This window comes from Bradyrhizobium sp. OK095 (assembly GCF_900109945.1).
GTDB lineage: Bacteria > Pseudomonadota > Alphaproteobacteria > Rhizobiales > Xanthobacteraceae > Bradyrhizobium.
The window spans coordinates 203,128-227,140 of sequence record NZ_FOBX01000002.1; the positions used below are offsets into that span (position 1 = coordinate 203,128).

The following is a 24,013-nucleotide window of genomic DNA, read 5'->3' on the forward strand; positions in this document are numbered from 1 at the left end:
TGCGCCGCAAAATGATTGGCTTGTTGGCGCGGCACTATAAGCAGCACCCGCTACATATTCCAACCGCGCACAAAGACGCAAGTTGCAGGCGGCCGGTAATCCGCTCATGTCCGCGCCTCCGCAAGCAGCCGCGCGACCGCGGCGCTCGGGTCGACCTGCAAGGCGGTGGCGAGATCGACCTCCTCCTCGCCCTTGACGCTGATGCGCTTGAAAGCCAGCTCGGGCGCGCTGATCGGCGCGGTCGCATCGAGGCCCATCTTGGCGCTGATACCGTTATCGGTGGTCGGATCGAGCTTTGAGCCGAGCGCGCCTGATACGACCATGAGATCGCGGTCAGCCTGGAAGCGCGTCGCCACCGCCCATTCGATCTCCTCGGACGAGGAGATGTCGACGTCCTTGTCGACCACGATCACCTGCTTGATGTCGTAATGCGCGCCGAAGGCGCACATCATGATATTCTTCGGCTCACCGTCATTGGTCTTGTCGATCTTGATCGCGAGATGATAGCGGCAGGTGCCGCCGCGCGTCAGGCGAACGTCGAGCACATTGGGAAAGCTGCGGCGCAGATGCTGGAGCAGCGTCGCCTCGCGCGGTACCCCGCCGAGGATCAGATGCTCAAAACCGCCGCCGACGATGGTGTGGAAAATCGGATCCTTCCGATGCGTGATCGCGTCGACCTCGATCACCTCGCGATTGGCGCGCGGACCATAATATTGGGGGAATTCGCCGAACGGGCCTTCCGGCTCGCGCACGCCCTGCAGAATGCGCCCCTCGATGACGATCTCTGCATGAGCGGGCACGCGGACCGAATTGGTGCGGCATTTGACCACGTCCACGGGCGCGCCGAGCAACGCACCGGCAATTGCCATCTCGTCCTCGTCCAGCGCGGCGATCGCTTGTGACGCCAGCATCAAGGCCGGATGCGCGCCGATCACGATCGCGATCTCCAGCGCCTGGCCCATCTCCTCCGCGAAGCGATAATAGGAGAACGTGTGGCGTGGCAGCAGCAGCACGCCGATGCGGTTCTTGCCGGAGATCTGGCAGCGGTGAATCGAGACGTTTTGAACGCCGGTCTTGGGGTTACGGGCGATCAGGAGGCCGGCGGTGATGTAGGGACCGCTGTCGCGCTCATTATGCTTGGGCACCGGAAGCTGGCGCAGCAGATCGACGTCCTCGTGCACGACGTCCTGCACCGGCCCGCTCTCCACTTCGTGCGTCGGCAGCGGATGGCTCGCGGCGGCCAGGAAGCGCGGCAGCAGCTGGTCCTCGGTCACGCCGATGGAATCGGCGACCCAATCGCGGCCGGCGAAGAGATTCGCGACAACGGGAATCTCGTGCCCGTCGGGGCGCGGAAACAGCACGGCACTGTCGCGCTCCAGCCGCTTGGCGACGGCGGCGAGTTCGTCGGCCAGGCCAATGCCCTCGCGGGCGACGGCAAGCTTGCCGCGCTCGGCGAGATAAGCGAGCCAGGCGCGCAGATCCGACGGCGCGTTCGTGCCCTGCTTGGCCGGAGTTTCCATTTGCATATGACTTTCCTCAGAGGTCTTCAGGTCAGGGCGCGATCTTGCGCAGCGACGGCGAGCGGCGCTTGAGCGCCTCATCCTCGCCCCAGCGGCGCACGACGCCGATATCGATGTCGAACAGGTCGAGCACGCGGCCGACGGTGTGCTCGACCATGTCTTCCAGATTTTCGGGTTTTGCGTAGAAGGCAGGCACCGGCGGCGCGATGATCGCGCCTATTTCCGACAGTGCCGTCATCGTCCGGAGATGCCCGGTGTGCAGCGGGGTCTCGCGCACCATCAGCACCAGACGCCGGCGCTCCTTGAGTACGACGTCGGCGGCGCGGGTGAGCAGCGTCGTGGTCACGCCCGAGGCGATCTCGGACATCGAGCGCATCGAGCACGGCGCCACGATCATCCCGGCGGTACGGAACGAGCCGCTGGCGATGGCCGAGGCCATATCGTCGATCGCATGGCAGACATTGGCGAGCTCCCTCACCTCCGCGATCTTCAGCTCCGTCTCATAGGCAAAGGTCAGCTCGGCCGTTTTCGACATCACCAGATGCGTCTCGACGCCAGCATTGCGCAGCAGCTGCAGCAGACGCACGCCATAGGTGACGCCCGAGGCGCCGGAAATGCCGATGATCATCCGCTTGGGCGTAGCGTCCTGCATATTTATGATTTCGCTCCCTGGGCACGCGTCCTTGAGGCTGCGGTCCGTCACGAGACTAGGCAATGCTAGCTATCACCACAAATAATGATTGATTATATCATTCATCATCTGAAATGATGGATTGAGAGCAAGATCGGCGAACGAAGGACAGATCCGTGGAACTCAGGCAGATGCAATATTTCCTGTGCCTGGCCGAGGAGAAGAACGTCACCCGGGCCGCGCGCCAGCTCAACATCGTGCAGCCGGCGCTGAGCATGCAGATCGCCAAGCTCGAGGCCGAGTTCGGCCAAAAGCTGTTCGACCGCAGCGTCCAGGGCATGACGCTGACCAGCGCCGGCGAAGCGCTGGTGCGATTGACGGCGCCGATCGTGCGCGATGCCGAATATGCCCGCCAGGAGATGGCGCAGCTCGGCGGGCGCATTTCGGGGCGGGTCTCGGTCGGCCTCATCACCTCGGTCGCGCAGAGCACGATGGCGAGCTCGTCGGCGACGGTTGCCAGCCGTTACCCCGAGATCACGCTGTCGGCCTGCGAAGGCTACACCGAGACGCTGGTCGACTGGGTCAACACCGGGCAGCTCGATTTCGCGCTGATCAACGTGCCGCGCCGGAAGACGCCGCTGGCCGCGCATCACATCATGGACGAGGAGATGGTGTTTGCCTGCCGCAAGGACAGCCCAATCAAGCCGCCGGCCAAACTGCGCTTCGACCACATCGCGGGTTTCGATCTGGTGCTGCCTTCGAAGCGCCACGGCCTGCGGCTGATCCTGGAAGAACACGCCGCGGCAGTCGGCATCGATTTGCGCCCACGGCTCGAGCTCGACACCCTGCCCGCGCTCTGCGACGTGATCGCGACCACCGATTTCGCGACAGTGCTGCCGACCATCGCGCTTCGGCAGTCGCTTGCAAGCGGCACCATCCGGGCACATCGCTTCGACGAACAGCGGATCGTGCGCTCCATTGCCTGGGTGCATCATCCCCGGCGGGCGGTGTCGGTCGCGGCCAAGGCCGTGCTCGAAATCATCAGCCATGACCTCGCGCAGGCCGCAGCGGCCGCGAGGGAGTTGGTGGAGCCGTCCTCCCGCAGGAAGCCACGGAAGCGAGCTGTTTAGAACCCGTCGAGATTCGATCTCACTGCGTTGAAAGTCGCAATCGTCGGCCTGATATTGGTTGGGTCCTGTCCATCGCCTCCAGATCGGTCAATCATCCCGCCATGCCCTTCTTCCGGCTCAACGACGGGGATCTTCGCCCCGACGACACCATCGATTTCAATCCGGAGGACGTGCCGCGCGCCATCGCCGCTTTCGGCGGCGAAATGGTCACGAAGGGCACCGAGGTGGCGATGCACACGCATCGCAAGGACGAGCTTGTCCTGGCCTTGCGCGGCGTCGTCAGGCTGGAAGCCGGGCAAAGCGTCTGGATCGTGCCACCGCGCTGCGCGGTCTGGATTCCCCGTGATGTCGCCCACAGCGTGAGTGTCGCCGGCGATGTCGAGGTCTATTGCCTGTTCGTCGAGCCGGATGCTGCACTGAAGCTGCCCCGGCAATGCTGTACGCTGACGATCTCTCCTTTGCTGGAACGACTGCTGGTACATGCCACCCACATGCCCGTTATGTACGACATCGACGGCGCCGATGGCCGGATCGCAGCGGTGCTGCTGGACCAGCTGTCGCTGGCACCCGCCGAAGAGCTGCGCTTCCCGATGCCTGAAGATACCAGGCTGCGCCGGATGGCGAGCGCGATGATAGCCGACCCTTCCGACCGCGCGACCATCGACGATTGGGGCCGGCGCATCGCAATGGCGCCGCGCACCCTCACGCGCATCCTGCAACGCGAGACCGGCATGAGCTTTGGCCGCTGGCGCCAGCAGCTCCACATCCTCATCGCGCTTCAACGCCTCGACCAGGGATCTTCGGTCCAGACCGTGGCGCTCGATCTCGGCTATGAGGGCGCGAGCGCCTTCGTCACCATGTTCCGCAAAGCGCTGGGCAAGCCACCGGCGCGGTATCTGGCCGAACGCCGCATCGCTGCACATTGACCGGAAATCGCAATCGATTGTCCCGTCCGCGGAATGCGGCCGGAGGGACGATTTCGTATCCAGGCTCCGACGCGCGCCGTGCGCATTCCAGAGGAGCCGACAAACATGGATTCACTCACTGACGGCCTCGCCGCCGACGTTCTCCATCGTCTCCATCAGGAAGCGGAAGCCGCCGATGCGCCGCTGGCACAGACCTTCACAAATGGGACGAGCAGCCGCGAGGAGATCATTGGCCGGATCATCGAGGCCGAAAGCCGCGACTTGAAGGGGCTCTACAACGGGTTCGCAGACAACTTCCTGAGCGTCTCGCCGCGGTTGGGACTCTTCCTCTACATGTGCGTCCGCTCCTGCAAGGCGAAACGCATCGTCGAGTTCGGCTCCTCGATGGGCATTTCCGCGATCTACATGGCGGCAGCGCTGCGCGACATGGGCGGCGGCCGCCTGATCGGGAGCGATCTCGAACCTAGCAAGATTGAGCGGGCGCGGGCGAACGTCGCCGCCGCGGGGCTCGCCGATTTCGTCGAGTTTCGGCTCGGCGATGCGCGCGAAACCCTCAACTCCGACCTCGGCGGCGACATCGACCTGGTGATGCTCGATGGCGCCTTCACTCTCTATCTTCCCATTCTGAAATTGCTGGAGCCGCACCTGAGGCCCGGCGCGCTCATCGTCGGCGAGAACGCGTTCGAGGAAGCCTCCGGTTACATCGACTACGTCCGCGATCCCCGGAACGGTTATCTCTCGCTGTCGCTGCCTTTCAATCAGGGGCGCGGCAACGAACTCACGATCAAGACCTGATAATCCAGGAGCCAAGCCTTGAACGAGCCCAGCCAGCAGCCGCAAATTTCCGAATCATCGCAGGCACAGCAAGGCCGCGTCACGCGGATGTTGCTGCAATGGCTGATGCGCTCTGCGCGCGTCGCTGCCGTCGAAACGCTCTCGCCGCACTTTCAGCTCATCGAGCTCCAAGGCGAAGCACTCAGGGGCGTCGCCTGGACTGCCGGCCAGAAGATCCAGGTCGCGATGGGCGCGGGCCTGAGTGCGCGCACCTATACCCCGATGTCGTGGGATGCCGGCAAAGGCAGGACACGGCTGCTCGCCTTCTCGCATGGCGATGGCCCCGGCAGCCGGTGGGCCAGTGGTTTGCGCGACGGCGACACCTGCCAGTTCTTCGGTCCACGCCGCTCGCTCGAGCTCGCCGGCCTCGTCGCGCCTGTCGTCCTGTTCGGCGATGAGACCTCGTTCGGCCTTGCGGCGTCATTGCGCCAGACTCTGCGAGCCAGCGATACGCTCCACATGTTTGAAGCTACTGATGTCGCGGAGTCGCGGCAGGTGCTCGATGCCGTCAGCCTCGGCGAGGCACGATTGATCGCACGCAGCGCCGACGACGCTCATCTCGCGACCGTTGAGGCGGAATTGCTGCGGCTTGCTGCAAACGGAGCGCAGTTCGTCCTGATAGGCAAGGCATCCTCGATCCAGCGCATCAGCCGCGCGCTGAAGGCTGCGAGTGTCGCATCGTCGCGGATCAAGGCAAAAGCGTATTGGGCTCCGGGCAAGAGCGGGCTGGATTAAGCCGCGTCTCGTCAGGACAAGATGTCGCGCCCGGTGCAGAATGAGACGGGTTGGTAAGTTGTGAGACCAGCAGGCATGACGATTGCGGCGGCCTGCTAGCTACGGTCCAGGCGCAGAAAACGCGGCCTGGCTCCATCCCCGACTCTTGTCTCGGACAATCCCAGGGTTCGCAGAACAAGACACGGTCGGGAGATTCAGTCCGAGATGACACGGTTCGGTCGCAGCAAGATCACGGACATCGTTCAGCAGCAGAGCAAGGGACTTCGTCCTGACCGAAGGTCGCTGCTCTCACTTGGCGCAGGCGCGGCTCTCGCAGCCGCCGGACTGCGATCTGCACAAGCGCAAGACTATCCCGCCCGGCCGGTGCAAGTGCTCGTGCCCTTTGCCGGCGGCAGCGCCAGCGACGTCATCACGCGCATCCTGCTCAACCGCATGTCGGCGTCACTCGGGCAGGTCTTCGTGGTCGACAACCGCCCCGGCGCCGGCGGCAATATCGGCACCGCGGCCGCGGCGCATGCGGCCCCGGACGGCTACACGCTGCTGATGAGCACCTCCGGCCCGCTGGCTGCGAACAAGTCGCTCTACAAGGACCTGCCCTACGATCCGCTGAAGGACCTCGCCCCGATCGGCCTGTTCGCAACGCTGCCGAATGTCATCGTGATCAATTCGAAGCTGCCGCCGAAAACACTCGCCGAGCTGATCGACTACGCCAAGGCGCACCCGCGCGAGCTGAACTACGGGACGGTCGGCGTCGGCTCGTCGCAGCATCTGTCGGCCGCCTATTTCGAGCAGCTCACCGGCACCGAGCTCACGCACGTTCCCTATCGCAACATCGCCGCGTACACGCCCGATTTCATCGCGGGCCAGGTCCCGCTCGGCTTTCAGCTCCTGCCGAACGTTCTCGGCCTGATCAAGAGCGGAGATGCGCGCCCGCTCGCGGTTGCCAGCGACAAGCGCATGACGGCGCTGCCTGATGTGCCGACCGCGACAGAAGCCGGCCTGAAGAATTACGAGAGTGCCGCGTGGCTTGCGCTGCTTGCGCCGGCGAATACCGATAAGGCCGTCGTCGACAAACTCTATAAAGCGATGGTCGAAGCCGTGAACGACCCGAAGGTGCGCGCTCTCTTCGTCGAGCAGGGCGCCGAGCCGCTGGTGATGGACCCGCAGGGCCTGACGAATTTCATGACGTCCGAGACCACGAAATGGGCCGGCATCATCAAGAAGATCGGCATCGAGCCGATGTGATCAGTCACATCTATTCGATGTGACGATCACACCAGGCTTGACTTGCCGCGGCTGAGCACCTCGCCCGCACCCTTGTCGCCGACGATCTTGCCCTGCTCGTACACCACCCGCCCTCGCGCGATGGTGGTGACGGGCCAGCCGGTGACGTCAAAGCCTTCCCACGGCGTGTAGTCCGCGCCGTGGTGCAGATCGGCCTGCTGAATTGTTTTCGTCAGCTTCGGGTCCCACAGCGCAATGTCCGCATCGAAGCCGACACCGATCGAGCCCTTGCGTGGATAGAGACCGTAGATCCGCGCATGGTTGGTCGCGGTCAGCTCGACGAATTTTTGCAAGCTGATCCGCCCCTTCGAGACGCCCTCGGAGAACAGGATCGGCAGCCGCGTCTCGACACCGGGGATGCCGTTCGGCACCCAGCGGAACGACGTCCGTGCATTCGGCGTCAGCTTGCCCTTGGGATCGTCGTAGCGGAACGGGCAGTGGTCAGACGAGAAGGTCTGGAACACGCCCGTCGTGATACCCTCCCAGATCGCCTGCTGGCTTTCGGCATCGCGCGGCGGCGGCGAGCAGACGTACTTCGCGCCCGTGATGTCCATGTTCAGGCCCTTCATGTCGTCGGCCGTGAGCGTGATGTATTGCGGGCAGGTCTCCGCATGCACCGGCAATCCGCGCTGCTGGGCCCAGCGCACCTGCTCCATCGCCTCGCGCCCGGAAACGTGGACGATCATGATGGGAACGCCGATCACCTCGGCATGGCTGATGGCGCGGTGCGTCGCTTCGCGCTCGACAGCCTGCGGCCGTGAGGTGCCGTGATAGTAGGGCGCGATGTGGCCTTCGCGCTCCAGCTTGCTCGTGAGGAAGCGGATGGCGTCGTAGCCCTCGCAATGGACCATCACCAGCGCCTCCTCGCGGCGCGCGACGTCGAACACCTCGAGCAGCTGCTCGTCGCTGAGCACGAGGTCGTCATAGGTCATGAACACCTTGAACGAGGTGTAGCCGTCCTTGACCAGCGCCGGCAGCTCTTGCCCGAGCACGACCGCGGTCGGGTCGGAGATGATGAGATGGAACGCGGTGTCGATGTAGCATTCGCCCTCGGCGAGCTTGCGGTAGTTCTCGACACAGGTGCGCAGCGACGTCCCCTTCTCCTGAAGTGCGAAGGGCAGCACCATGGTGTTGCCGCCGGCCGCTGCCGAGCGCGTCGCCGAGGCAAAATCGTCCGCCATCACCACGTCGGGGCCCGAGGCTTGCGCGATGTGAACATGGCTGTCGATGCCGCCGGGCAGCGCCAGCAGCCCCGTCGCGTCGATCTCGCGCGCCGCGCCTTCGATACTGTCGGCTATGCTGACGATGCGGCCGTGGCGAATGCCGATATCGGCGCGAAACTCGTCGCTGGCCGTCACGATGGTGCCGCCGCGAATGGCGAGATCGAGCTGCGTCACAGGAGCCTCCGTCACTTGATAGAAGATGTCTGGAATATCCGGCCCCATTCCGCAAGAGCTCCGACGTCGCCACCGGCGAGCTCAAGGGTCCGCCACAGCGTGACCGCGACCGAATCCAGTACGGCGATGTCCAATTCCCGTTCGAGCGAGGCCGCAAGCGCGGCACCATCGAGATTGGTGCAGAGGATGACGACGGCATCGGCGCCTTCCGCCGCGACCGCGCGGATCATCTCCGCGATCGTTGCAGGCGCGACCTCGCCAAAGGAAAAATTGTCGCGCAGGCCAAGATGGCGTTCGGCATGCGGAGCGATCCCCTCCTCGGCCCAGACGCCGCCAATCCGTCGCTGCACATCGTCCGTATAGGGGGAGACGAGACCGACGCGCTTGGCGCCGAGCGCGCGGGCGGCATCGATGCAGGCGAGCGTGGATGTCGTCGCGGGGACACCCGTGCGCGCCGTGATCGCTTCGCAAAGGCTCCGGTCGCGGCCGATACCGAGCCAGCTTGCGGACGTGCCGTTCCAGGCGATGGCGTCGACCTTGGCATCCGCCAGCAGGTCCGCCGCAGGCAGCATCACCGAGGCGTCGAACTGGTTCAACGCTGCGGCATCGAGCGCGATCTCGGTGACGCGGAACCGCGAGAAATGCGCGGTGACATCAGCCACGCCGTGCAGCATGGCGCTGGTGACGGGCTCGAGCACCGAATTGGAGGACGGCGTGATCATGCCGAGGCGTTTGCGCATGGCTCTACCTTACGACGCCTGCGCAAGCCGCGTCGACTCCTCCCGGATCAGGGACAGGATGCGGCGCTTTGCGTCGTTGAATTCGGGGCTGGTGATATCGCGCGGGCGCGGCATGTCGAAGTTCACGGCCTCGCGGATCCGGCCCGGCCGCTTGGTCATCACTACGATCTTGTTGCCGAGCACCAGCGCCTCGTCGACGCTGTGGGTGACGAACACGATGGTGCAGCGGCGCTTCTGCCAGATCGCGACCAGCTCCTCCTGCATTTCGAGCTTGGTCTGGGCATCCAGCGCCGCGAACGGCTCGTCCATCAGGATGACGCTTGGGTTCATCAGCAGCGCACGGGCAATGCCGACGCGTTGATTCATGCCGCCGGACAGCTCGGAGGGATGGTGATGCTCGAAGCCGCGGAGGCCTACGAGATCGATGAACTCCATGGCGCGATCGTACCGTTCGGCTTTAGTGACGCCCTTGAGCTTGAGATGGAAGGCGACGTTGTCGATCGCGGTGAGCCACGGCATCAGGGTCGGTTGCTGAAACACCACGCCGCGGTCCGAGCCCGGCCGCTCCACCTGCTTGCCGTCGACCAGCGTGCGGCCGGAGGTCGCCTGCTCGAAGCCGGCGATGATGTTCAGCAGTGTCGACTTGCCGCAGCCGGACGGGCCGAGCAGGCAGACGAAATCATTGGCCTCGATGTCGAGATTGATGTTGTCCAGCGTCAGCAGGTCGCGGCCGCGCCGCTTGTCGGAAAACACCTTGACGATGTTGCGAAGCTCGATTGCCGCCATCAGCCCGCCCTGCCCTGCACGGTTGTCGTCTGCTGCCAGCGCAGCGTGCGCGCCATGATCGCCTTGAGGCCGAGATCGGAGAGATAGCCGAGCAGCCCGATCGAGATCATCGCCGCGAGCACGATGTCGTAGCGCAGGAAGTAGTAGGAATCCCACAGCACGTAGCCCAGGCCGCTTTTCACCGCGACCATCTCGGCCGTGACCGTCAGCATCCAGGCCGACCCGACCGCGATGCGCAGGCCCGCGAAGATCGAGGGCAGCGCTGCCGGCAGCACGATGTCGGTCAGCATCTGCCGCTGGCTTGCGCCCATCATGGCACCGGCACGCACCAGATTATGGTCCACGGTCTTGACGCCGTGGATGGTATTCATCAGCACGGGAAAGAAGGCGCCGAGGAACACGAGGAAGATCGCCGGCTTGTCGGCAATGCCGAACCAGATGATCGCGAGCGGGATCCAGGACACCGGCGGGATCGGACGCAGCATCTGCAGCGTCGGCTCCAGCGTCTTCTCGAACAGACGCGACCAGCCAATGGCGACACCGGCGAGGATGCCGAGCAGGCTTGCCAGCGCAAAACCACCGAACACGCGCAAAGCACTGGCGAGCGCATCGCGCAGCCAGTGCCCGGAATAGGTCTGCGTGGTCTCGTCGAAGCCGAACACCCAGTCACCGAGCGCATGCAGCACCGCGCTCGGCGCCGGCAGCAGCGCGGGCGGAAGCACGCCGCTGCGGGCAAAAACTTCCCAGCCCGCGATCAACAGCGCAGGCACGACGACGCGTTCGAGCCCCTGAAATAGCCGCGTCAGCCGAAACGCGCGCCTTGCCGGCGCGGCATCAATAACCGAGGTCATTCTTGGCTTTTCCCGTGGCCTGCTCCAGGAACGAATAGTCCATGTTCTTCTCCGCTTCCGCGGACACATCCTTCGCGATGTATTTGAGGTCGCGCATCATCGCCGCGATCGCGAGCGTCTGCGAACGATGGATCGCAGGATCGGGCGACGCATTCTTCAGCGCCTCGGTCGCAACATTCTTGTCGAGGCCGGTGAGCTTGTTGATGACGTCGATCCACAACGCCTTGTCGGCGATCAGCTTGTTGTCGAGCTCGACCACGGCGGTGACGACGCCCTGAACCCCGGCGCGCTGGCTGGCAATGACATCGGAACGGGTGACGATCAAGTTGGTGAGATTGCCTGCGGCCTGGTCATACGGCAGCACAAAATGCTTGCCAGCACCGGCAAGGCGGATCTGCGAGGCGAACGGCTCGACCGTGCAGATCATGTCGACCTCGCCGCGCTGCAACGCTGCGAGATGGTCGGACGGATTCGGAATGTTGATGAACTGGATGTCCTTGTTGGGATCGACGCCCTGCTTCAGGAATGCGCCGCGCATGTGGATGTCCTGCGCATTGCCGCGGGAGGCCGCGACCTTCAGCGGCTGACCGTCGCTCTTCGCCTTCGCAACGGTGGCCTTGAAAATGGCCCAGTCCTCGGGCGGCAGGTTCAGCTTCGCCGAGGACAGGCATTCCGAGCCGCCGTTGATCTGGCCGGACACGGCGACGACATCAAAACCTTTGTCGAGCGCGGTGATGTAGTGGAGGTAGGTGACCTGCGCGACGTCGATGCTCTTCGAGACCAGGGCCGTCAGCACGTCATTACCTGAGTTGAAGCCGGTGGCATCGACCTCGACACCCTTCGCCATGCCTGAGATCAGCGACATCGGCAGGCAGTGCGCGCATTTGGCATAGCCGAGCTTGATCTTTGCGGTCTGCGCGGAGGCGAGATCGCTTCCACCAAGCATTGCCGCCATCACCACGAGGCCCAGTCGCAAACTCGTCCGCATCGCTCACTCCGTTTCGAAGGCGCGAGATCTCGCGCGTGTTGCGGAAGATCATCCGTCGGCCTTCGCGGCAGCGCAATCCGGTTTTTGCATGCTGCATACAATTTGCGCGGTATGCCATTGTTTTCAGCTAGATGCGTCGGTATTTTGAGCAAGCCAAAGGGCCGTAAGCGGCTAGGATCGAATTGGGAAGTGAGGCACGCGTGCAGCCAAAATCGGAAGCGCCGAAGGGACGAAAGTCGCCCAAACTCAAGCGGATGGGCCTGCATGAGCGCGCCGCCGCGCGGATGCGGACGATGATCATTCGCGGCGAGTTGCCGCCGGGTTCGCAGACCCAGGAGACCAGACTATCGAAGGAGCTCGGCGTGTCGCGCACGCCCCTTCGTGAAGCCATGAAGGTGCTGGCGGCGGAAGGATTGATCGAGCTGCGCCCCAATCGCAGCCCGCGCATCGCCGGCCTCGCGGTCGACAGCATCTCCGAATTGTTCGAAGCGCTGGCCGGCATCGAGCGACTCGCGGCGGAGCTTGCCGCAGAGCGCGCGACCGAGCGCGATCTCGCCCGCTTGCGCACGCTCCAGACCCGCATGGAAGGTCACCACCGCAACGGCAAGCTCGACGAATACTTCGCCATCAATGGCGAGATCCACAACACCATCGTCCGTATGGCGCGCAACACGCCGCTGCGCGAAGCGCACGAGACGCTGATCTCCCGCGCCGAACGCGCGCGTTACCTCGCACTTGGCGCCGACCGGCGCTGGAGCAATTCGGTCGACGAGCACGCCAGCATCCTCGCGGCACTCGAGGCGCGTGACAGCGAAGCCGCGGGACGCCTGCTCGGCGCCCATGTCCGCCAGACCGGCACCGCGCTGCTCGAGACTCTCGCCCTCTCCAAGCTCAAGTTGACGGCGGCCTGACCATGAAGCTGCTGCTGCTCAACCCCAACACCAGCACCGCAGTCACCCAGTTGATGACGGATGTCGGGCAGCGCGCTGCAGCACCCGGCACCGAGCTCGTCCCCTGCACCGCCTCGCGCGGCGTGCCTTATATCTCCACGCGTACCGAGGCGCAGATCGGCGGCGCCATCGCGCTGGAAATGCTGGCCGAGCAGCACACCAAGGTTGATGCTGCAATCATCGCCGCGTTCGGCGATCCCGGCCTGTTCGCCGCGCGCGAAACCTTTGACATTCCCGTCGTCGGCCTGGCTGAAGCCGCGATGCTGACGGCCTGCATGGCCGGACGCCGCTTCGCCATCGTCACTTTCGCGCAGGCTCTGGGCCCCTGGTACGAGGAATGCGTCCGCGACCACGGACTGCGCGAGCGCTGCGCCGGCATCCGCATGCTCGATACGCCGTTCCAGGCAATTTCGGAGGTCGGCACCGAGAAGGAGGACCTGCTCGTCGCGCTCGCCCAACGCGCCATCGTCGAGGATGAAGCCGATGTTCTGATCTTTGCCGGCGCGCCGCTCTCAGGCCTTGCCGAGCGCGTCGCCGACCGGATCCCCGTCCCCGTCGTCGATCAGGTCGTCGCCGCCGTGAAGCAGGCCGAAGCGCTGGTGGCGCTGCGCTTGCGCAAGGCGACGGCGGGCACATTCCGCCGGCCCGCCGCAAAACCCACCCTTGGCCTTGCCGATGCGCTCGCCGCCCGGCTCGAGCATCGCGACAGCTAGGGGAGCTTTGGCCGGCGATGCGAAAAACCCAATTCATTTTCGATCATACGGCCAAAGGCAAACAAGCGGGATTCGCAACCGGGCGGCGCGATGATCTGGATGCCGAAGGGCGGTTCGTTCGCCTCCCGGCGCACCGGCAAGGTCAGGACCGGAAAACCGACCAGCGACACGATGAAGGTGACGGCGAGATAATCGATCGGCGTCTCCAGCGCCGTGCCGTCGATCGCGGTGACGTCGCTGACCTCGTTCGGCCAGGGGAAGACCGACGCCGCGGGCGCGACCAGGAAATCGGCGCGCCTGAACAGCTCGCGAAAGCTGCGATAGATCGTGGTGCGGCGGCGCTCGGCGTTCAGATAATCTTCCGCGGAGAGCTTTGCGCCCGCCTCGATATTCCAGATCACGGTGGGCGTGAGCTCGTCGCGGCGCGTCCTCAGCAGCTCGCCATAACTATTGGCGATGTGCGCGGCGCGCAGCGTGCGGAAGGTTTCGATCGCTCCGCCGCAATCGGGCGAGGACGGCACGATGTCGCCAACGCGTGCGAGCGCCTCACAGGCCGCAGCAAAACGCGCACGCACATCGCGCGCAACCGGCGCGAACCCGAAATCCGGCGTCACTGCGATCCGGGGACGCCCTGCGAGCGGACGATCGTCATTGACGACACCGGTCGAGAGTGGATCGTGGACGTCGCCTCCAGCACATACCGACAGCGCAAGTTCGAGATCATCAACAGCGCGAGCGAGGAAGCCATGGGTGGCGAGCATGTCCCAGCCGAGCGGACGGCGCGGCGACGGGATGCGGCCGGGCGTCGGCCGGATCGAAGCGACATCGCAGAAGCTGGCGGGCGTGCGCACCGAGCCGCCGAAATCGGTGCCATGCGCCAGCGGAACCATGCCGGTCGCGACCGCGACGGCGGAGCCGCCGGACGACCCACCGGAGGTCAGCGAAGGATCATAGGGATTGCGCGTCGGTCCGCACAATTTGTTGGTGCAGACGGCACCAAAGCCGAATTCGGGCGTGTTGGTCTTTCCCAAAATGACCGCGCCTGCACGTCGCAGCCGTGCCACCACGAGATCGTCTTCGGCCGGCAAATGATCGCGAAACAGCAGAGATCCGTAGGTGGTCGCAAGCCCCGCGGTGTCGGTGAGGTCCTTGATCCCGACGGGCACGCCATGCAGTGGGCCGACTGGTGCGGGGGCGGCATCGCAGGTTTGCGCGGCGCGGCGGGCGCCCTCGGCATCGACCGTCACGAACGCCGCCAATTGCGGGTCCCGATCAGCGATCCGCGCAAGATGCGCCTCGACGGCGTCACGCGAGGAGAGCTCGCCGCTGCCAATGGCGCGCGCAAGGGTTGTGGCGGCGAAGTCGCAGATCGATGTCATCGCCGCACAATGCCTGAGCGCGCCTCGAAAGGCGAGCGCGGCGGGCACGAGACTTGCTTTCTCCTTTGGGGCAACGGGAGGCAACACCATGGCTGAAGCGCAAGGCGGACGTTCGCTCGTCGTCGACGCCGTCACCCACCGCTATCCGAGCGGTGCGCTCGCAGTCGAGAACATCAATCTCGACGTCAAGGGCGGCGAGATCATCGCGCTGCTCGGGCCCTCCGGCTGCGGCAAGACCACGCTCTTGCGGATCATCGCCGGCTTCATCGCGCAGTCGCAAGGGCGGATCATCATCGGCGACGACATCGTCGATGCGCTGCCGCCGAACCGCCGCGCGGTCGGCATCGTATTCCAGAATTATGCGCTGTTCCCGCATCTGTCGATCAGCGAGAACGTCGGCTATGGCCTTGCCGCCCGCGGCATCGACAAGGCGACGCGCCAGCGCGAGGCGCAGCGCCTGCTGGAGCTGGTGCAACTGCCTGCGATGGCCGAGCGGCTGCCGCGGCAGCTCTCCGGCGGCCAGCAGCAGCGCGTCGCGCTGGCCCGCGCACTCGCGATCAAGCCGTCGATCCTGCTGCTCGACGAGCCCTTTGCCGCGCTCGACAAGAATCTGCGGCTCGACATGCAGATCGAGATCAAGCGGCTGCAACGCGTCTCCGGTATCACCACACTGATCGTGACCCACGACCAGGAAGAAGCGCTGTCGATGGCCGACCGCGTCGCCGTGCTGGGCCATGGCAAGCTCGAGCAGTTCGGTACGCCGTCGGACGTCTACGACCGCCCGCAGACCCTGTTCGTGAACACGTTCGTCGGCTCCAGCAACCGCATGCCCGGCGTTGTGATATCGGCGGATCGGACCGCCGCCAAGGTCCGCCTCGATGCGGGCGCGGAGATCATTGCCCGGCCCGCGGGCGGCGTCCTCACCGAGGGCGGCCGCGTTACTGTCTGCATCCGCCCCGAGCATCTGCAATTCGTCGGCGACGAGACCGGTTTTGCCGGCGTCGTCGGCATGTCGCTGCCGCTGGGTGCCACCGTCGTCCACGAGGTCACCACCGCCGATGGCTCCGGCGTCAAGATCTCCCAGGCGCGCATCGGCGAGACGCGCGCGCTGGAGAGCGGCGCTGCGGTGCGCCTTGCGCCGCTTGCGCCATCACTCGCCAACGCTTTTCCCGCAACCCTTTAAATCCAGTCTTTGTCCAGAGGGAGTTCGAACATGATCATGAACCGCCGAAGCCTGATGACCACCGCACTCACACTGGGCGCCATGAAGGCGTTTCCCGGACTGAGCTATGCCCAGGCCCGTCCGCTGGTGTTTGCGACCTTCACCGGAAGCTGGGAAGAAGCCCACAAGGCCGTGCTGGTGCCGGCGTTCCGCAAGGCCAACGCCGATGCCGCGATCGTGCTCGACCCCATGCTCTCGGTCGACCAGATCGCGAAGGTGAATGCCGCAAAAGCCAATCCGCCGATCGACGTCATGCTGCATGATCCCGGTCCTGCCCTCGTTGCGATCGGCCAGGACCTGGTCGAGCCCTATCCGGTCGAGAAGAGCGCTTACTACAAGGACCTGATCTCCGAAGCGCAGGAGCCGATGGGCCCCGCCCCGTTCTTCCAGGTCGTCGGCCTCACCTACAATCCCGAAGCGATCAAGACGCCGCCGACCTCCTGGGCCGATCTCTGGAAGCCCGAGTTCAAGGGCCGCGTCGGCATCACCAACCTCAACTCGACGCTCGGCACCGGCTGGCTGGTCGAGATCGCCAAGATGCGCGGCGGCTCCGAAGCCAACGTCGATCCCGCCTTCAAGGCGATCGAAGAGCTGAAGCCCAATCTCGCGGCGGTCGCCGCCAATCCCGGTGCACTCGCGACGCTGTTCCAGCAGGGTCAGATCGACATCTCGCCCGGCAATTTCAACGCAATCCAGATCCTGAAAGCCCGCGGCGTGCCGGTCGAGTTCGTGGCGCCGAAGGAAGGCGCCATCGCTTTCAAGACCACGATCCATATCGTCAAGAACTCGCCGAACCGCGATCTTGCCTTCAAGCTGATCGAGGCGTCGCTGACGCCTGAAGTGCAGACCACGCTGATGAACCCTCCCTACCTGATCGTGCCGACCAACTCCAAGGTCACGATGGGCGGCGAGATCGCGCGCGTGCTCGCCAAGGACACCGCAGAGCTGAAGCAGAAATTCGTGTTCCAGGACTGGAAGAAGATCAACGAGCAGCGCTCGGCCTGGATCGAGCGCTTCAACCGCGAGATCAAGATCTAAAACCACTGGGGGCTTGGCGATGGGCGCAGCACCGGCATCACGCGACGTGACGTCTTACGGAATGGGATTGGCAGCGCCGCTGGCGCTGTTCTTCCTGTTCTTCTTCGTCGCACCGCTGCTGCAATTGCTCTGGCTCTCCTTGCACAACGACACGGCCGCGCTCCATTGGGGGCTCGGCCAGTACCTGCACTTCCTCACTGATCCCTTCAGCCTCAGCGTGCTCGGCTCGACATTGCTATTGGGCGCCGAGGTAACCGCCGTCTGCCTCGTGCTCGGCTTTCCCATTGCGTGGCTCTACCAACGGGTCGGGCCGCGGCTGCAAACCATCATCATCCTGATCGTGCTGCTGCCGCTCCTGACCAGCGTTGTGGTACGCACCTTCGCCTGGATCGTCATCCTGGGACGCCAGGGCATCATCAACGCGACGCTGCAATCCCTTGGCATCATCGATACGCCCTTAAAACTGCTCTACACCCAGTTCGGCGTGGTGATTGCGCTCGCGCAAGTACAGATGCCCCTGATGACCTTGCCGCTGATCACCGCGCTCGGCCGGATCGATCCCAATCTCGACGATGCCTCATGCTCGCTCGGCGCCGGAAGCTGGCGCACCTTTTTCAGGATCGTGCTGCCGCTGTCGCTGCCGGGCGTCATCGCCGGATGCACGCTGACCTATGCGGCTGCGATCACCGCCTTCATCACGCAGTCGCTGATCGGTGGCGGGCAGATGCTGTTCATGCCGATGTATCTCTATCAGCAGGCCTCGACCTTGCAGAACTGGCCGTTCGCGTCCGCAATCTCGATCATCTTCCTGCTCGCCGTGCTCGCGGTCGTCTCCGTCTTCACCACGCTCGGCCGCCTGTCGCGCGGCTATGGAGGCGCGTGATGGCTGGCCGCAAGCGCACCCTGGAAGCGTTCAGCTTCGAACTGGTCATGACCGTGATCGCGATCATCGCGCTGATCATCATCATCGCGCCCTCGCTGGTGGTGTTGATCGTCTCTTTCACCAGCGGTTTTTCACTGCGATTCCCGCCGCCCGGCTATTCGCTGCGCTGGTACGCCGAGCTCTGGGATGCCTGGCAGCTGCATTTCGCGGCCAAGAACAGCCTCGTCGTCGCGCTGTGGGCGACGGGCCTCTCCGTGGTGCTCGGCGTCGCCGCGGCGCTGGCGATCTCGCGCTCGCCGACGCTGTCGGCGCGGCTGCTCGATTCCCTCTTCATGTCGCCACTGGTGCTGCCGGCGCTGGCTTTCGGCCTGGCCGCCTTGATGCTGTTCTCGCTGGTCGGCATGCCGGTGTCGCTGCTGACGCTGGTGATCGGCCACACTGTGGTCTGCGTGCCCTATGTCGTCCGCAACACCGTTGCTGCGCTGGCTCAGCTGGAGCCGACACTCCTGGAAAGCTCGGCGGTGCTGGGCGCGAGCCGGCTCTACACGTTCCGCCGCATCGTGCTGCCGCTGATCCGGCCAGGCATCATTGCGGGCGCCTTCATCGCCTTCATGTCGTCCTTCGACAACGTGCCGGTGTCGCTGTTCCTGCGCGATGCCGCAACCGACATGCTGCCGATCCGGATGTGGCAGGACCTCGAGGGCAAGCTCGATGTGACCATCGCAGCACTTTCGGGCGTGCTGATCATCGCGACTGTTGCGATGGTTGCGGTCATGGAGCGCGTCACCGGCCTGTCGCGGCGGCTGACGAACTAAAACTTGATCCGGAAATTGCGAAGGGGTTCTCCGCAAAGATCACGCTCAATCAACAACTTAAAGCGCGATGAACGCTGGTAGGGCGTGTGCTCATGAAGCGACAGCGTGACCGATGTCCGCTTCTCATCCAATTGCGGCGCAAACGCGGAAATGGTCGGACGTCGGCTTCGGGCCAGAAGCGGACAGAATGGGCGCATCGAAGCGTTTTGGTGATACTACAACCGATGATATTCATCTTTGCTAAACTCGCCTCAGCGAAGGTGAGACTATGAAGTACATCTTTATCTGCACCGTCATTGGCTTCATCGCGGGATGGCCCCTGACGTTATTGCTCGCTCGCAAAAGACCAACATTGGCTTGGTGGCTCGCTATAGGCTCCAACTTGCCGGCATTGGTGATGCTCCTTTCTTTGTCATCAGGCGATTTGTACGTGTTCCTAGCGCTGGGGCTGCTCGTAGGGCTTGGTCTCGGCGGCTTCGGCTTAGGTGCGCTTTGCGGAGCAGTAAATGCGAGCCTCTTTGGTACCGAGCCTCCAAAGTGGGCGCGTAAGCTTTGGCAAAAGATCGACGAGGCTCGGGGATAATCTGCTACGGGTCACAAGCTGACGTCCTAGGCGCCCCGCTTGGAGCCGCTGGAGTCCGCTAAGGGGCCAAAACCGGAAGTTCGACTTCAAAATGCCGCCGCCAGCAACGATCCATTAATCGTGACCACTCGCTTCACGTTTCCTTTTGAGAGATTAGTGCTTAAGTTGTGGTGACTGGCCGCTTCTCGTAAGATGAAAAGGCCGCCAGCTGAGACCGCATATGGAGGGCTCGCACGTGGCGCACTGGCTTGCCGCTCTCATCTGCTTTGCTGTGCTCGCGGCGTTCATCGGCTATGCGTTCTATCAAGGGATGAAGGTGTCTCCAGATCGGAACAATACCAATACCGGGCCAAGCCAGAATGATTACCCACCCGGTCCTTTTTGAAATTCAGTCTCGCCCGCGCGAACAGCATGACTGAGTCCAGGTCAATGCCGAAAACGCGCATTATGTACGTCGAGAATAAATCCACATCGCTGAATGGACCGGCGCGGATTGGCCGCGTCACCTTCTCAAAAACAGGCGAATCCATAAGCTATGGAGGGCGCACTTTCCAGAGCCTGAAAGGTAGTGAGTTCAAGGCAAACTTCTTCGATGTTGACACTAGAGAGAGGTTTTGGATTTCAGGTCCGCGAAAAGATGGCAAAGACCGCCTCTACGCCGAAAGCTCCGCTCCTATCGAAATCGACCCTGACGTCGCGGAGGAATACTGGCGTGTCATTAGGGGAAAGCGCTCCGAGTGATTTCCACGAACATCGCCTTACTTCTGCAATGGGTTACAAGCTGCCGTCAGCGGCCATCGCGTTGAAGGTCCGCTACGGGCCATTAACGGAACAGTAGCGCTCCAGCTATTTGGAAGGCTTTTTGGTCCAAAGGCAGGTATGCTGCCATTTGCACAATAGGCGCTGTTCCCGCGAGATGGTTCTATGGACACGAAATCGGCCCACACGATTAAGCAGCACGTAGAGCGGGCCATTGAGGAGTTATCTTTAGCGCTCACGCTCGCCAAAGAAGCCTCTCCAGCAGATGAGTTTTTGAGATTGAGGACATCGGTCGGCGATATCATCGCTCGGATAGACACCATGCTTCAGGACAACATTTACAATGATCATCCCGGTCTGGATGGCATGAGCGAAGAAAAGCCAAGGGGAGTTCTTAAACTCGTTAGCGAGAAGGTTGGGCCCTCGCGCGACCCGGCGCCGATTGTCGCGCACGAGACGATGCGTACCAGCGCCGAACTCGATCCGCTCGTTAAGCAGGTCGCGGCCAATGGCTCTCTAATGAGAAAATTTCGAGAGACTGTCGGCTGCGACGACGAAGCTCGGGTACGCGCCGTGATCGATGAAATTAGAAGTTATGCCGCTAGCATAGATCCCAAGTTGACATATGCCGAAGGGGCTAAACTTGCGCTTTTGCTTGCAGACTATCGATGAGCGTCCTTTACACAATTCACACGCGATAGCTTCTTCGGCTTCGGGTCAAGACCGGTCGTTCTCTGAAAGATTGGGATACTTCCGCCTTGCGTCCAAGACCAGACATCCGCATTCATGAGAACGCGCCCTGCTCTCATCGCGCTTCACGCGCCGCGGAACAGCGAATAGCCCCAGCGGGTGAATTTCAGCGGCAGATGAAAATGCTCGTTGACATCCTTGATGCGAAAGCGGAACGGCGTCACGGTGAGAAAACCGTCGCTATCGCCAAAGAACTCGCCGAGATGAAACAACACCTCGTACTCGCCCGCCGTCACGCCCGCGCCTTGCGCGACGGGATGATCGAGCACGCCGTTGGCGCCGAGCCGCCCGTCGGCGATGCGCTGGGAGTCCGGATCGATCCGCCAGATCTCGACGCGCAGCCCCTGCGCCGGCCGTCCGCTCGCCACATCGACCGCGTGAATGGAAATGCCGCCTGCCACAATGGTCCTCCCGTAAGCACCGCGCCATGTTAGACGCAAACACGGCCGTTCGGCCAGTACCTGCGCTGCTGCCGGCCCTGGGGGCAACGACCTCGTTGCAGGCGCTCGTGGCGCTCGCCTTGTTCGCGCCAGGCGTGGTTGCGCCGCGCGCCCATATCGAGGTCTGGCAGCTCTCGCTGTTTTCCTGTGCGGTGTTCGCGGTCGGCATCCCCGCTTCGTTCTGGGGCGGCAGCTTCATCGCGCGGCTCGGTTCGCTCAGGATCGCAAGCCTGTGTGCCGCGGCCATCGTTATCAGCATGGCGCTGGCCTCGCTCGGATCGAGCGCCGCTCTCCTTGCCGCGGGGCTCTGCCTCGGACTTGCGATGGGGCCGGAGACGCCCGCGAGCGCGGCGCTGCTGGCGCGGCTGGTAACCGCCGAGCGTCGCGCCTTCGTGTTCTCGGTGCGCCAGACCGGCAATCAGATCGGCGCTGTCTGCGGCTCGCTGGTCCTGCCCGCGATCGCGATTTCGTTCGGGCCAGCCTGGTGCTATGCCGCCGTTGGCGCCTGCGCGCTGCTGGGGATTTTGCTGTTCGAATGGCTGCGCCCCGCCTATGCCGCCAAGGTCGTCCCGCCGCCAAAGCTCGATCTTCGCGCACGGCTGGCGCTGATGACCGCGGACCGGCGGATCGCGATGCTGGCGCTGGCCTCGATGCCGTTCAGTGCGATGCAGGTCTCGCTCAACACCGTCTTCGTCACGCTCGGCACAAGCGAACTCGGCCTCAGCCATATCGAGGCCGGCATGGCGCTCGCCTGCGCGCAAGTCGGCGGCCTGGTCGGCCGCCTCGGCTGGGGCCTGGTCGCGATGCGCCTCGACGCTTCACGCGCCGTGCTCATCGTCATTGGCGTCGGCATGGCCTTCTGCGCCGCGCTGCTTGGCCTCGAAGGCGCATCGCTCAGTCGCCCCGCGCAGTTCGCTGTTGCCACCCTGTTCGGCCTGACGGCCTCGGGCTGGAACGGCGTCTTCATCGCCGAAATCGCGCGCCTCGCCCCCCAGGATCGGATCGGCGAGACCACGGGCGCGGTGCTCACGGCGTCCTATATGGGCCTGCTGGCCGCGCCGGCGCTGGTTTCGATCCTCGACGGCGCGGCCAGCCTCGGCGCGGCCTTCTTCGCCTTGGCGTGCCTTGCGTTGTGCGGCACATTGGCGCTGATCTGGGGAGGCCATGATCTGGGAAGCCATGACAAAGCCGGTCAATAGCGCGCGCGAGATCGCAGCCGACGTTACGGCGGGACGAACCAGCGCGGCCGAGACCGCCAAGGCCGCTCTCGCGCGTATCGAGGCTGCCAAGGCGTTGAACGCGGTGGTCACAATCGATCCCGCGCGCACATTGGCCGATGCCGCGGCGGTCGACGCGCGCTTGCGCTCTGGCGAGAAGATGTTGCTCGCCGGCGTCCCCATCATCGTCAAGGACAACATCTGGGTCGCCGGCTGGCGCATCACGCAGGGCTCGCGCCTGTTCGCCGATTTCATCGCGCCGCGCGATGCGATCGCGATCGAGCGCCTGCGCAACGCCGGTGCCGTCGTCGTCGGCATCGGTGCAACGTCCGAGTTCGCCAGCAAAGGCGTCACCACCTCACAGCTGTACGGGCCGACGCGGCATCCGCTCGATCCCACACTGACGCCGGGTGGCTCATCGGGTGGCCCCGCTGCTGCGGTTGCAGCCGGGCTCGTGCCGCTCGCGATCGGTACCGATGCAGGCGGCTCCAGCCGCAGGCCGCCGGCCCATGTCGGCATCGCCGGCTTCAAGCCGTCCTACGGCGCGATCCCGTACGGGCCCGGCTTCGCCGAACCGTTCTTCGGCCTCTCCGTCATCGCGCCGATCGCCACTGACGTCGCCGATATCGCGCTTGCGTTCGACGTTATGGCCGGCGTCGATCCGCGCGATCCGGATTCCGCCGACATCGCGCAAGAGGCTGACGACATCGCCGGCTTGCGCATCGCCTTTTCGCCGCGCCTCGGGCTTGATGTCGCTGTCGATGATGTCGTCGCCAATGGACTCGTTTCCACGGTTCAGCGCCTCTCCGCCGCGGCCCTGCATATCGCCCACCGCGATCCCGTCTGGCCGGCGGGCACGACGGAAGAAGCCGTCATGCCGCTTCAGCATGCGGGCCTCGCCGCATTGTATGGTGATGCCTTCCGCAAGGACCCGGCTGTCTTCGATTCTGACATCGCCAAGCAGATCGAACGGGGACTTTCCTGGTCAGGCGCCGACATTGCCGGCGCCCTGGTCGCAAGCGCCGCGATCGCCAATGCCTTTGCGGCCTTCTTCACCGAGGTAGACCTGCTGCTGACACCAACTGTCCCCTGCGTCGCCTGGCCGCTCACCCAGCTCGGCCCCGACATGATCGGCGGCCGCCCCGCCAGCCCACGCGGGCATGCCGTGTTCACGCCCTTCGTCAATCACGCCCGCCTGCCGGCGATCTCGATTCCGTGCGGCACCGATGCGAACGGTCTTCCCTTCGGCCTTCAGATCATCGCCCGGCGCGGCCAGGACCGCACGCTGCTGCGCGCCGCTCGGCAGATCGAGGCGCAGCTGTAGGCCTGGTTTTGGGGCGGCAGGATGATTTCGGAATAGTCGCAATATACCCCTGTTTTGCCCGACGGGTCAAGTCCCGCCAGTGCTTGCCGTAAGCCCTTGATTCCATGATCGCCGGCTA

Annotated in this window: 25 protein-coding genes; 16 read left to right on the top strand and 9 right to left on the bottom strand. The window is 64.1% G+C overall.

The window, feature by feature from the left end; all coding sequences use genetic code 11:
* Positions 1–104: 104 nt before the first annotated feature.
* Both BMW89_RS06040 and BMW89_RS06045 read right to left on the bottom strand, forming a co-directional pair.
* Positions 105–1,526 carry a UbiD family decarboxylase gene (locus BMW89_RS06040; RefSeq protein ID WP_092023750.1) on the bottom strand — a complete coding sequence of 474 codons (1,422 nt, stop codon included), beginning with the start codon at positions 1,524–1,526 and terminating at the stop codon, positions 105–107.
* Between the two features lie 25 nt (positions 1,527–1,551).
* Positions 1,552–2,172 carry a UbiX family flavin prenyltransferase gene (locus BMW89_RS06045; RefSeq protein ID WP_092023752.1) on the bottom strand — a complete coding sequence of 207 codons (621 nt, stop codon included), beginning with the start codon at positions 2,170–2,172 and terminating at the stop codon, positions 1,552–1,554.
* A 170-nt stretch (positions 2,173–2,342) separates the two neighbouring features.
* On the opposite strand from BMW89_RS06045, the gene BMW89_RS06050 reads away from it, so the two are divergent.
* The 5 genes from BMW89_RS06050 (at position 2,343) to BMW89_RS06070 (ending at position 7,021) form a co-directional block, all read left to right on the top strand.
* Positions 2,343–3,281, top strand: coding sequence for a LysR family transcriptional regulator (locus tag BMW89_RS06050; protein ID WP_092023754.1), 939 nt, complete (start codon positions 2,343–2,345; stop codon positions 3,279–3,281).
* A 101-nt stretch (positions 3,282–3,382) separates the two neighbouring features.
* Positions 3,383–4,207, top strand: a complete 825-nt coding sequence (locus BMW89_RS06055) for an AraC family transcriptional regulator (protein ID WP_092023756.1) — start codon at positions 3,383–3,385, stop codon at positions 4,205–4,207.
* A gap of 105 nt (positions 4,208–4,312) precedes the next feature.
* Positions 4,313–5,002 (top strand): O-methyltransferase, encoded by a 690-nt coding sequence (locus BMW89_RS06060; RefSeq protein ID WP_092023758.1) that lies wholly within the window; start codon positions 4,313–4,315, stop codon positions 5,000–5,002.
* A gap of 18 nt (positions 5,003–5,020) precedes the next feature.
* On the top strand, positions 5,021–5,776 hold the full coding sequence (locus tag BMW89_RS06065) for a siderophore-interacting protein (protein WP_244547544.1): 756 nt from the start codon (positions 5,021–5,023) through the stop codon (positions 5,774–5,776).
* Positions 5,777–5,980: 204 nt separating this feature from the next.
* Positions 5,981–7,021 carry a Bug family tripartite tricarboxylate transporter substrate binding protein gene (locus tag BMW89_RS06070; protein WP_092023760.1) on the top strand — a complete coding sequence of 347 codons (1,041 nt, stop codon included), beginning with the start codon at positions 5,981–5,983 and terminating at the stop codon, positions 7,019–7,021.
* 26 nt (positions 7,022–7,047) lie between these two features.
* Here BMW89_RS06070 and hydA read toward each other — a convergent pair whose 3' ends face one another.
* From hydA to BMW89_RS06095, 5 genes are read right to left on the bottom strand one after another with little or no spacing between them, the layout of a single operon-like run.
* A complete protein-coding gene (gene hydA / locus BMW89_RS06075) occupies positions 7,048–8,505 on the bottom strand; it encodes a dihydropyrimidinase (RefSeq protein ID WP_092023762.1) in 1,458 nt (485 codons plus the stop codon).
* On the bottom strand, positions 8,469–9,197 hold the full coding sequence (locus tag BMW89_RS06080) for a maleate cis-trans isomerase family protein (RefSeq protein ID WP_092023764.1): 729 nt from the start codon (positions 9,195–9,197) through the stop codon (positions 8,469–8,471). The genes hydA and BMW89_RS06080 overlap by 37 nt, the downstream gene beginning before the upstream one ends.
* A 9-nt stretch (positions 9,198–9,206) precedes the next feature.
* A complete protein-coding gene (locus BMW89_RS06085; protein ID WP_092023766.1) occupies positions 9,207–9,983 on the bottom strand; it encodes an ABC transporter ATP-binding protein in 777 nt (258 codons plus the stop codon).
* Positions 9,983–10,834 (bottom strand): ABC transporter permease, encoded by an 852-nt coding sequence (locus BMW89_RS06090; protein WP_092023768.1) that lies wholly within the window; start codon positions 10,832–10,834, stop codon positions 9,983–9,985. Before BMW89_RS06090 ends, BMW89_RS06085 begins: the two co-directional genes overlap by 1 nt.
* On the bottom strand, positions 10,818–11,822 hold the full coding sequence (locus BMW89_RS06095) for an ABC transporter substrate-binding protein (RefSeq protein WP_092023770.1): 1,005 nt from the start codon (positions 11,820–11,822) through the stop codon (positions 10,818–10,820). The genes BMW89_RS06090 and BMW89_RS06095 overlap by 17 nt, the downstream gene beginning before the upstream one ends.
* A 200-nt stretch (positions 11,823–12,022) precedes the next feature.
* On the opposite strand from BMW89_RS06095, the gene BMW89_RS06100 reads away from it, so the two are divergent.
* Together BMW89_RS06100 and BMW89_RS06105 are read left to right on the top strand one after the other, a co-directional pair.
* Entirely contained in the window at positions 12,023–12,733 is a 711-nt protein-coding gene (locus tag BMW89_RS06100) for a GntR family transcriptional regulator (RefSeq protein WP_092023772.1), read from the top strand.
* A gap of 2 nt (positions 12,734–12,735) precedes the next feature.
* On the top strand, positions 12,736–13,485 hold the full coding sequence (locus BMW89_RS06105; RefSeq protein ID WP_177195859.1) for an aspartate/glutamate racemase family protein: 750 nt from the start codon (positions 12,736–12,738) through the stop codon (positions 13,483–13,485).
* Here the strand turns inward: BMW89_RS06105 and BMW89_RS06110 are convergent.
* Positions 13,482–14,864 carry an amidase gene (locus BMW89_RS06110; RefSeq protein WP_092023776.1) on the bottom strand — a complete coding sequence of 461 codons (1,383 nt, stop codon included), beginning with the start codon at positions 14,862–14,864 and terminating at the stop codon, positions 13,482–13,484. The two genes, BMW89_RS06105 and BMW89_RS06110, sit on opposite strands and share 4 nt — an antisense overlap.
* An 88-nt stretch (positions 14,865–14,952) precedes the next feature.
* Between BMW89_RS06110 and BMW89_RS06115 the strand changes: the two genes are divergently transcribed.
* The 7 genes from BMW89_RS06115 (at position 14,953) to BMW89_RS38335 (ending at position 20,836) form a co-directional block, all read left to right on the top strand.
* On the top strand, positions 14,953–16,047 hold the full coding sequence (locus BMW89_RS06115) for an ABC transporter ATP-binding protein (RefSeq protein WP_092023777.1): 1,095 nt from the start codon (positions 14,953–14,955) through the stop codon (positions 16,045–16,047).
* Between the two features lie 30 nt (positions 16,048–16,077).
* Positions 16,078–17,124, top strand: a complete 1,047-nt coding sequence (locus BMW89_RS06120) for an ABC transporter substrate-binding protein (protein WP_092023779.1) — start codon at positions 16,078–16,080, stop codon at positions 17,122–17,124.
* A gap of 19 nt (positions 17,125–17,143) precedes the next feature.
* Complete coding sequence (locus tag BMW89_RS06125) at positions 17,144–18,007, top strand: ABC transporter permease (RefSeq protein WP_092023781.1); 864 nt, start codon at positions 17,144–17,146, stop codon at positions 18,005–18,007.
* On the top strand, positions 18,007–18,822 hold the full coding sequence (locus BMW89_RS06130) for an ABC transporter permease (protein WP_177195860.1): 816 nt from the start codon (positions 18,007–18,009) through the stop codon (positions 18,820–18,822). The genes BMW89_RS06125 and BMW89_RS06130 overlap by 1 nt, the downstream gene beginning before the upstream one ends.
* Positions 18,823–19,090: 268 nt before the next feature.
* Positions 19,091–19,405 carry a hypothetical protein gene (locus tag BMW89_RS06135; RefSeq protein ID WP_092023785.1) on the top strand — a complete coding sequence of 105 codons (315 nt, stop codon included), beginning with the start codon at positions 19,091–19,093 and terminating at the stop codon, positions 19,403–19,405.
* Between the two features lie 429 nt (positions 19,406–19,834).
* On the top strand, positions 19,835–20,146 hold the full coding sequence (locus BMW89_RS06140) for a 1-deoxy-D-xylulose-5-phosphate synthase (RefSeq protein ID WP_092024659.1): 312 nt from the start codon (positions 19,835–19,837) through the stop codon (positions 20,144–20,146).
* 183 nt (positions 20,147–20,329) lie between these two features.
* Positions 20,330–20,836: a hypothetical protein gene (locus BMW89_RS38335; RefSeq protein WP_244547545.1), complete on the top strand. Its 507-nt coding sequence runs from the start codon at positions 20,330–20,332 to the stop codon at positions 20,834–20,836.
* A gap of 143 nt (positions 20,837–20,979) precedes the next feature.
* Here BMW89_RS38335 and BMW89_RS06150 read toward each other — a convergent pair whose 3' ends face one another.
* Positions 20,980–21,315, bottom strand: coding sequence for a hydroxyisourate hydrolase (locus BMW89_RS06150; RefSeq protein WP_092023787.1), 336 nt, complete (start codon positions 21,313–21,315; stop codon positions 20,980–20,982).
* Between the two features lie 26 nt (positions 21,316–21,341).
* On the opposite strand from BMW89_RS06150, the gene BMW89_RS06155 reads away from it, so the two are divergent.
* Positions 21,342–22,553, top strand: coding sequence for an MFS transporter (locus BMW89_RS06155; RefSeq protein WP_092023789.1), 1,212 nt, complete (start codon positions 21,342–21,344; stop codon positions 22,551–22,553).
* On the top strand, positions 22,534–23,895 hold the full coding sequence (locus BMW89_RS06160) for an amidase (protein ID WP_092024660.1): 1,362 nt from the start codon (positions 22,534–22,536) through the stop codon (positions 23,893–23,895). Before BMW89_RS06155 ends, BMW89_RS06160 begins: the two co-directional genes overlap by 20 nt.
* The last annotated feature ends 118 nt before the right edge of the window (positions 23,896–24,013 follow it).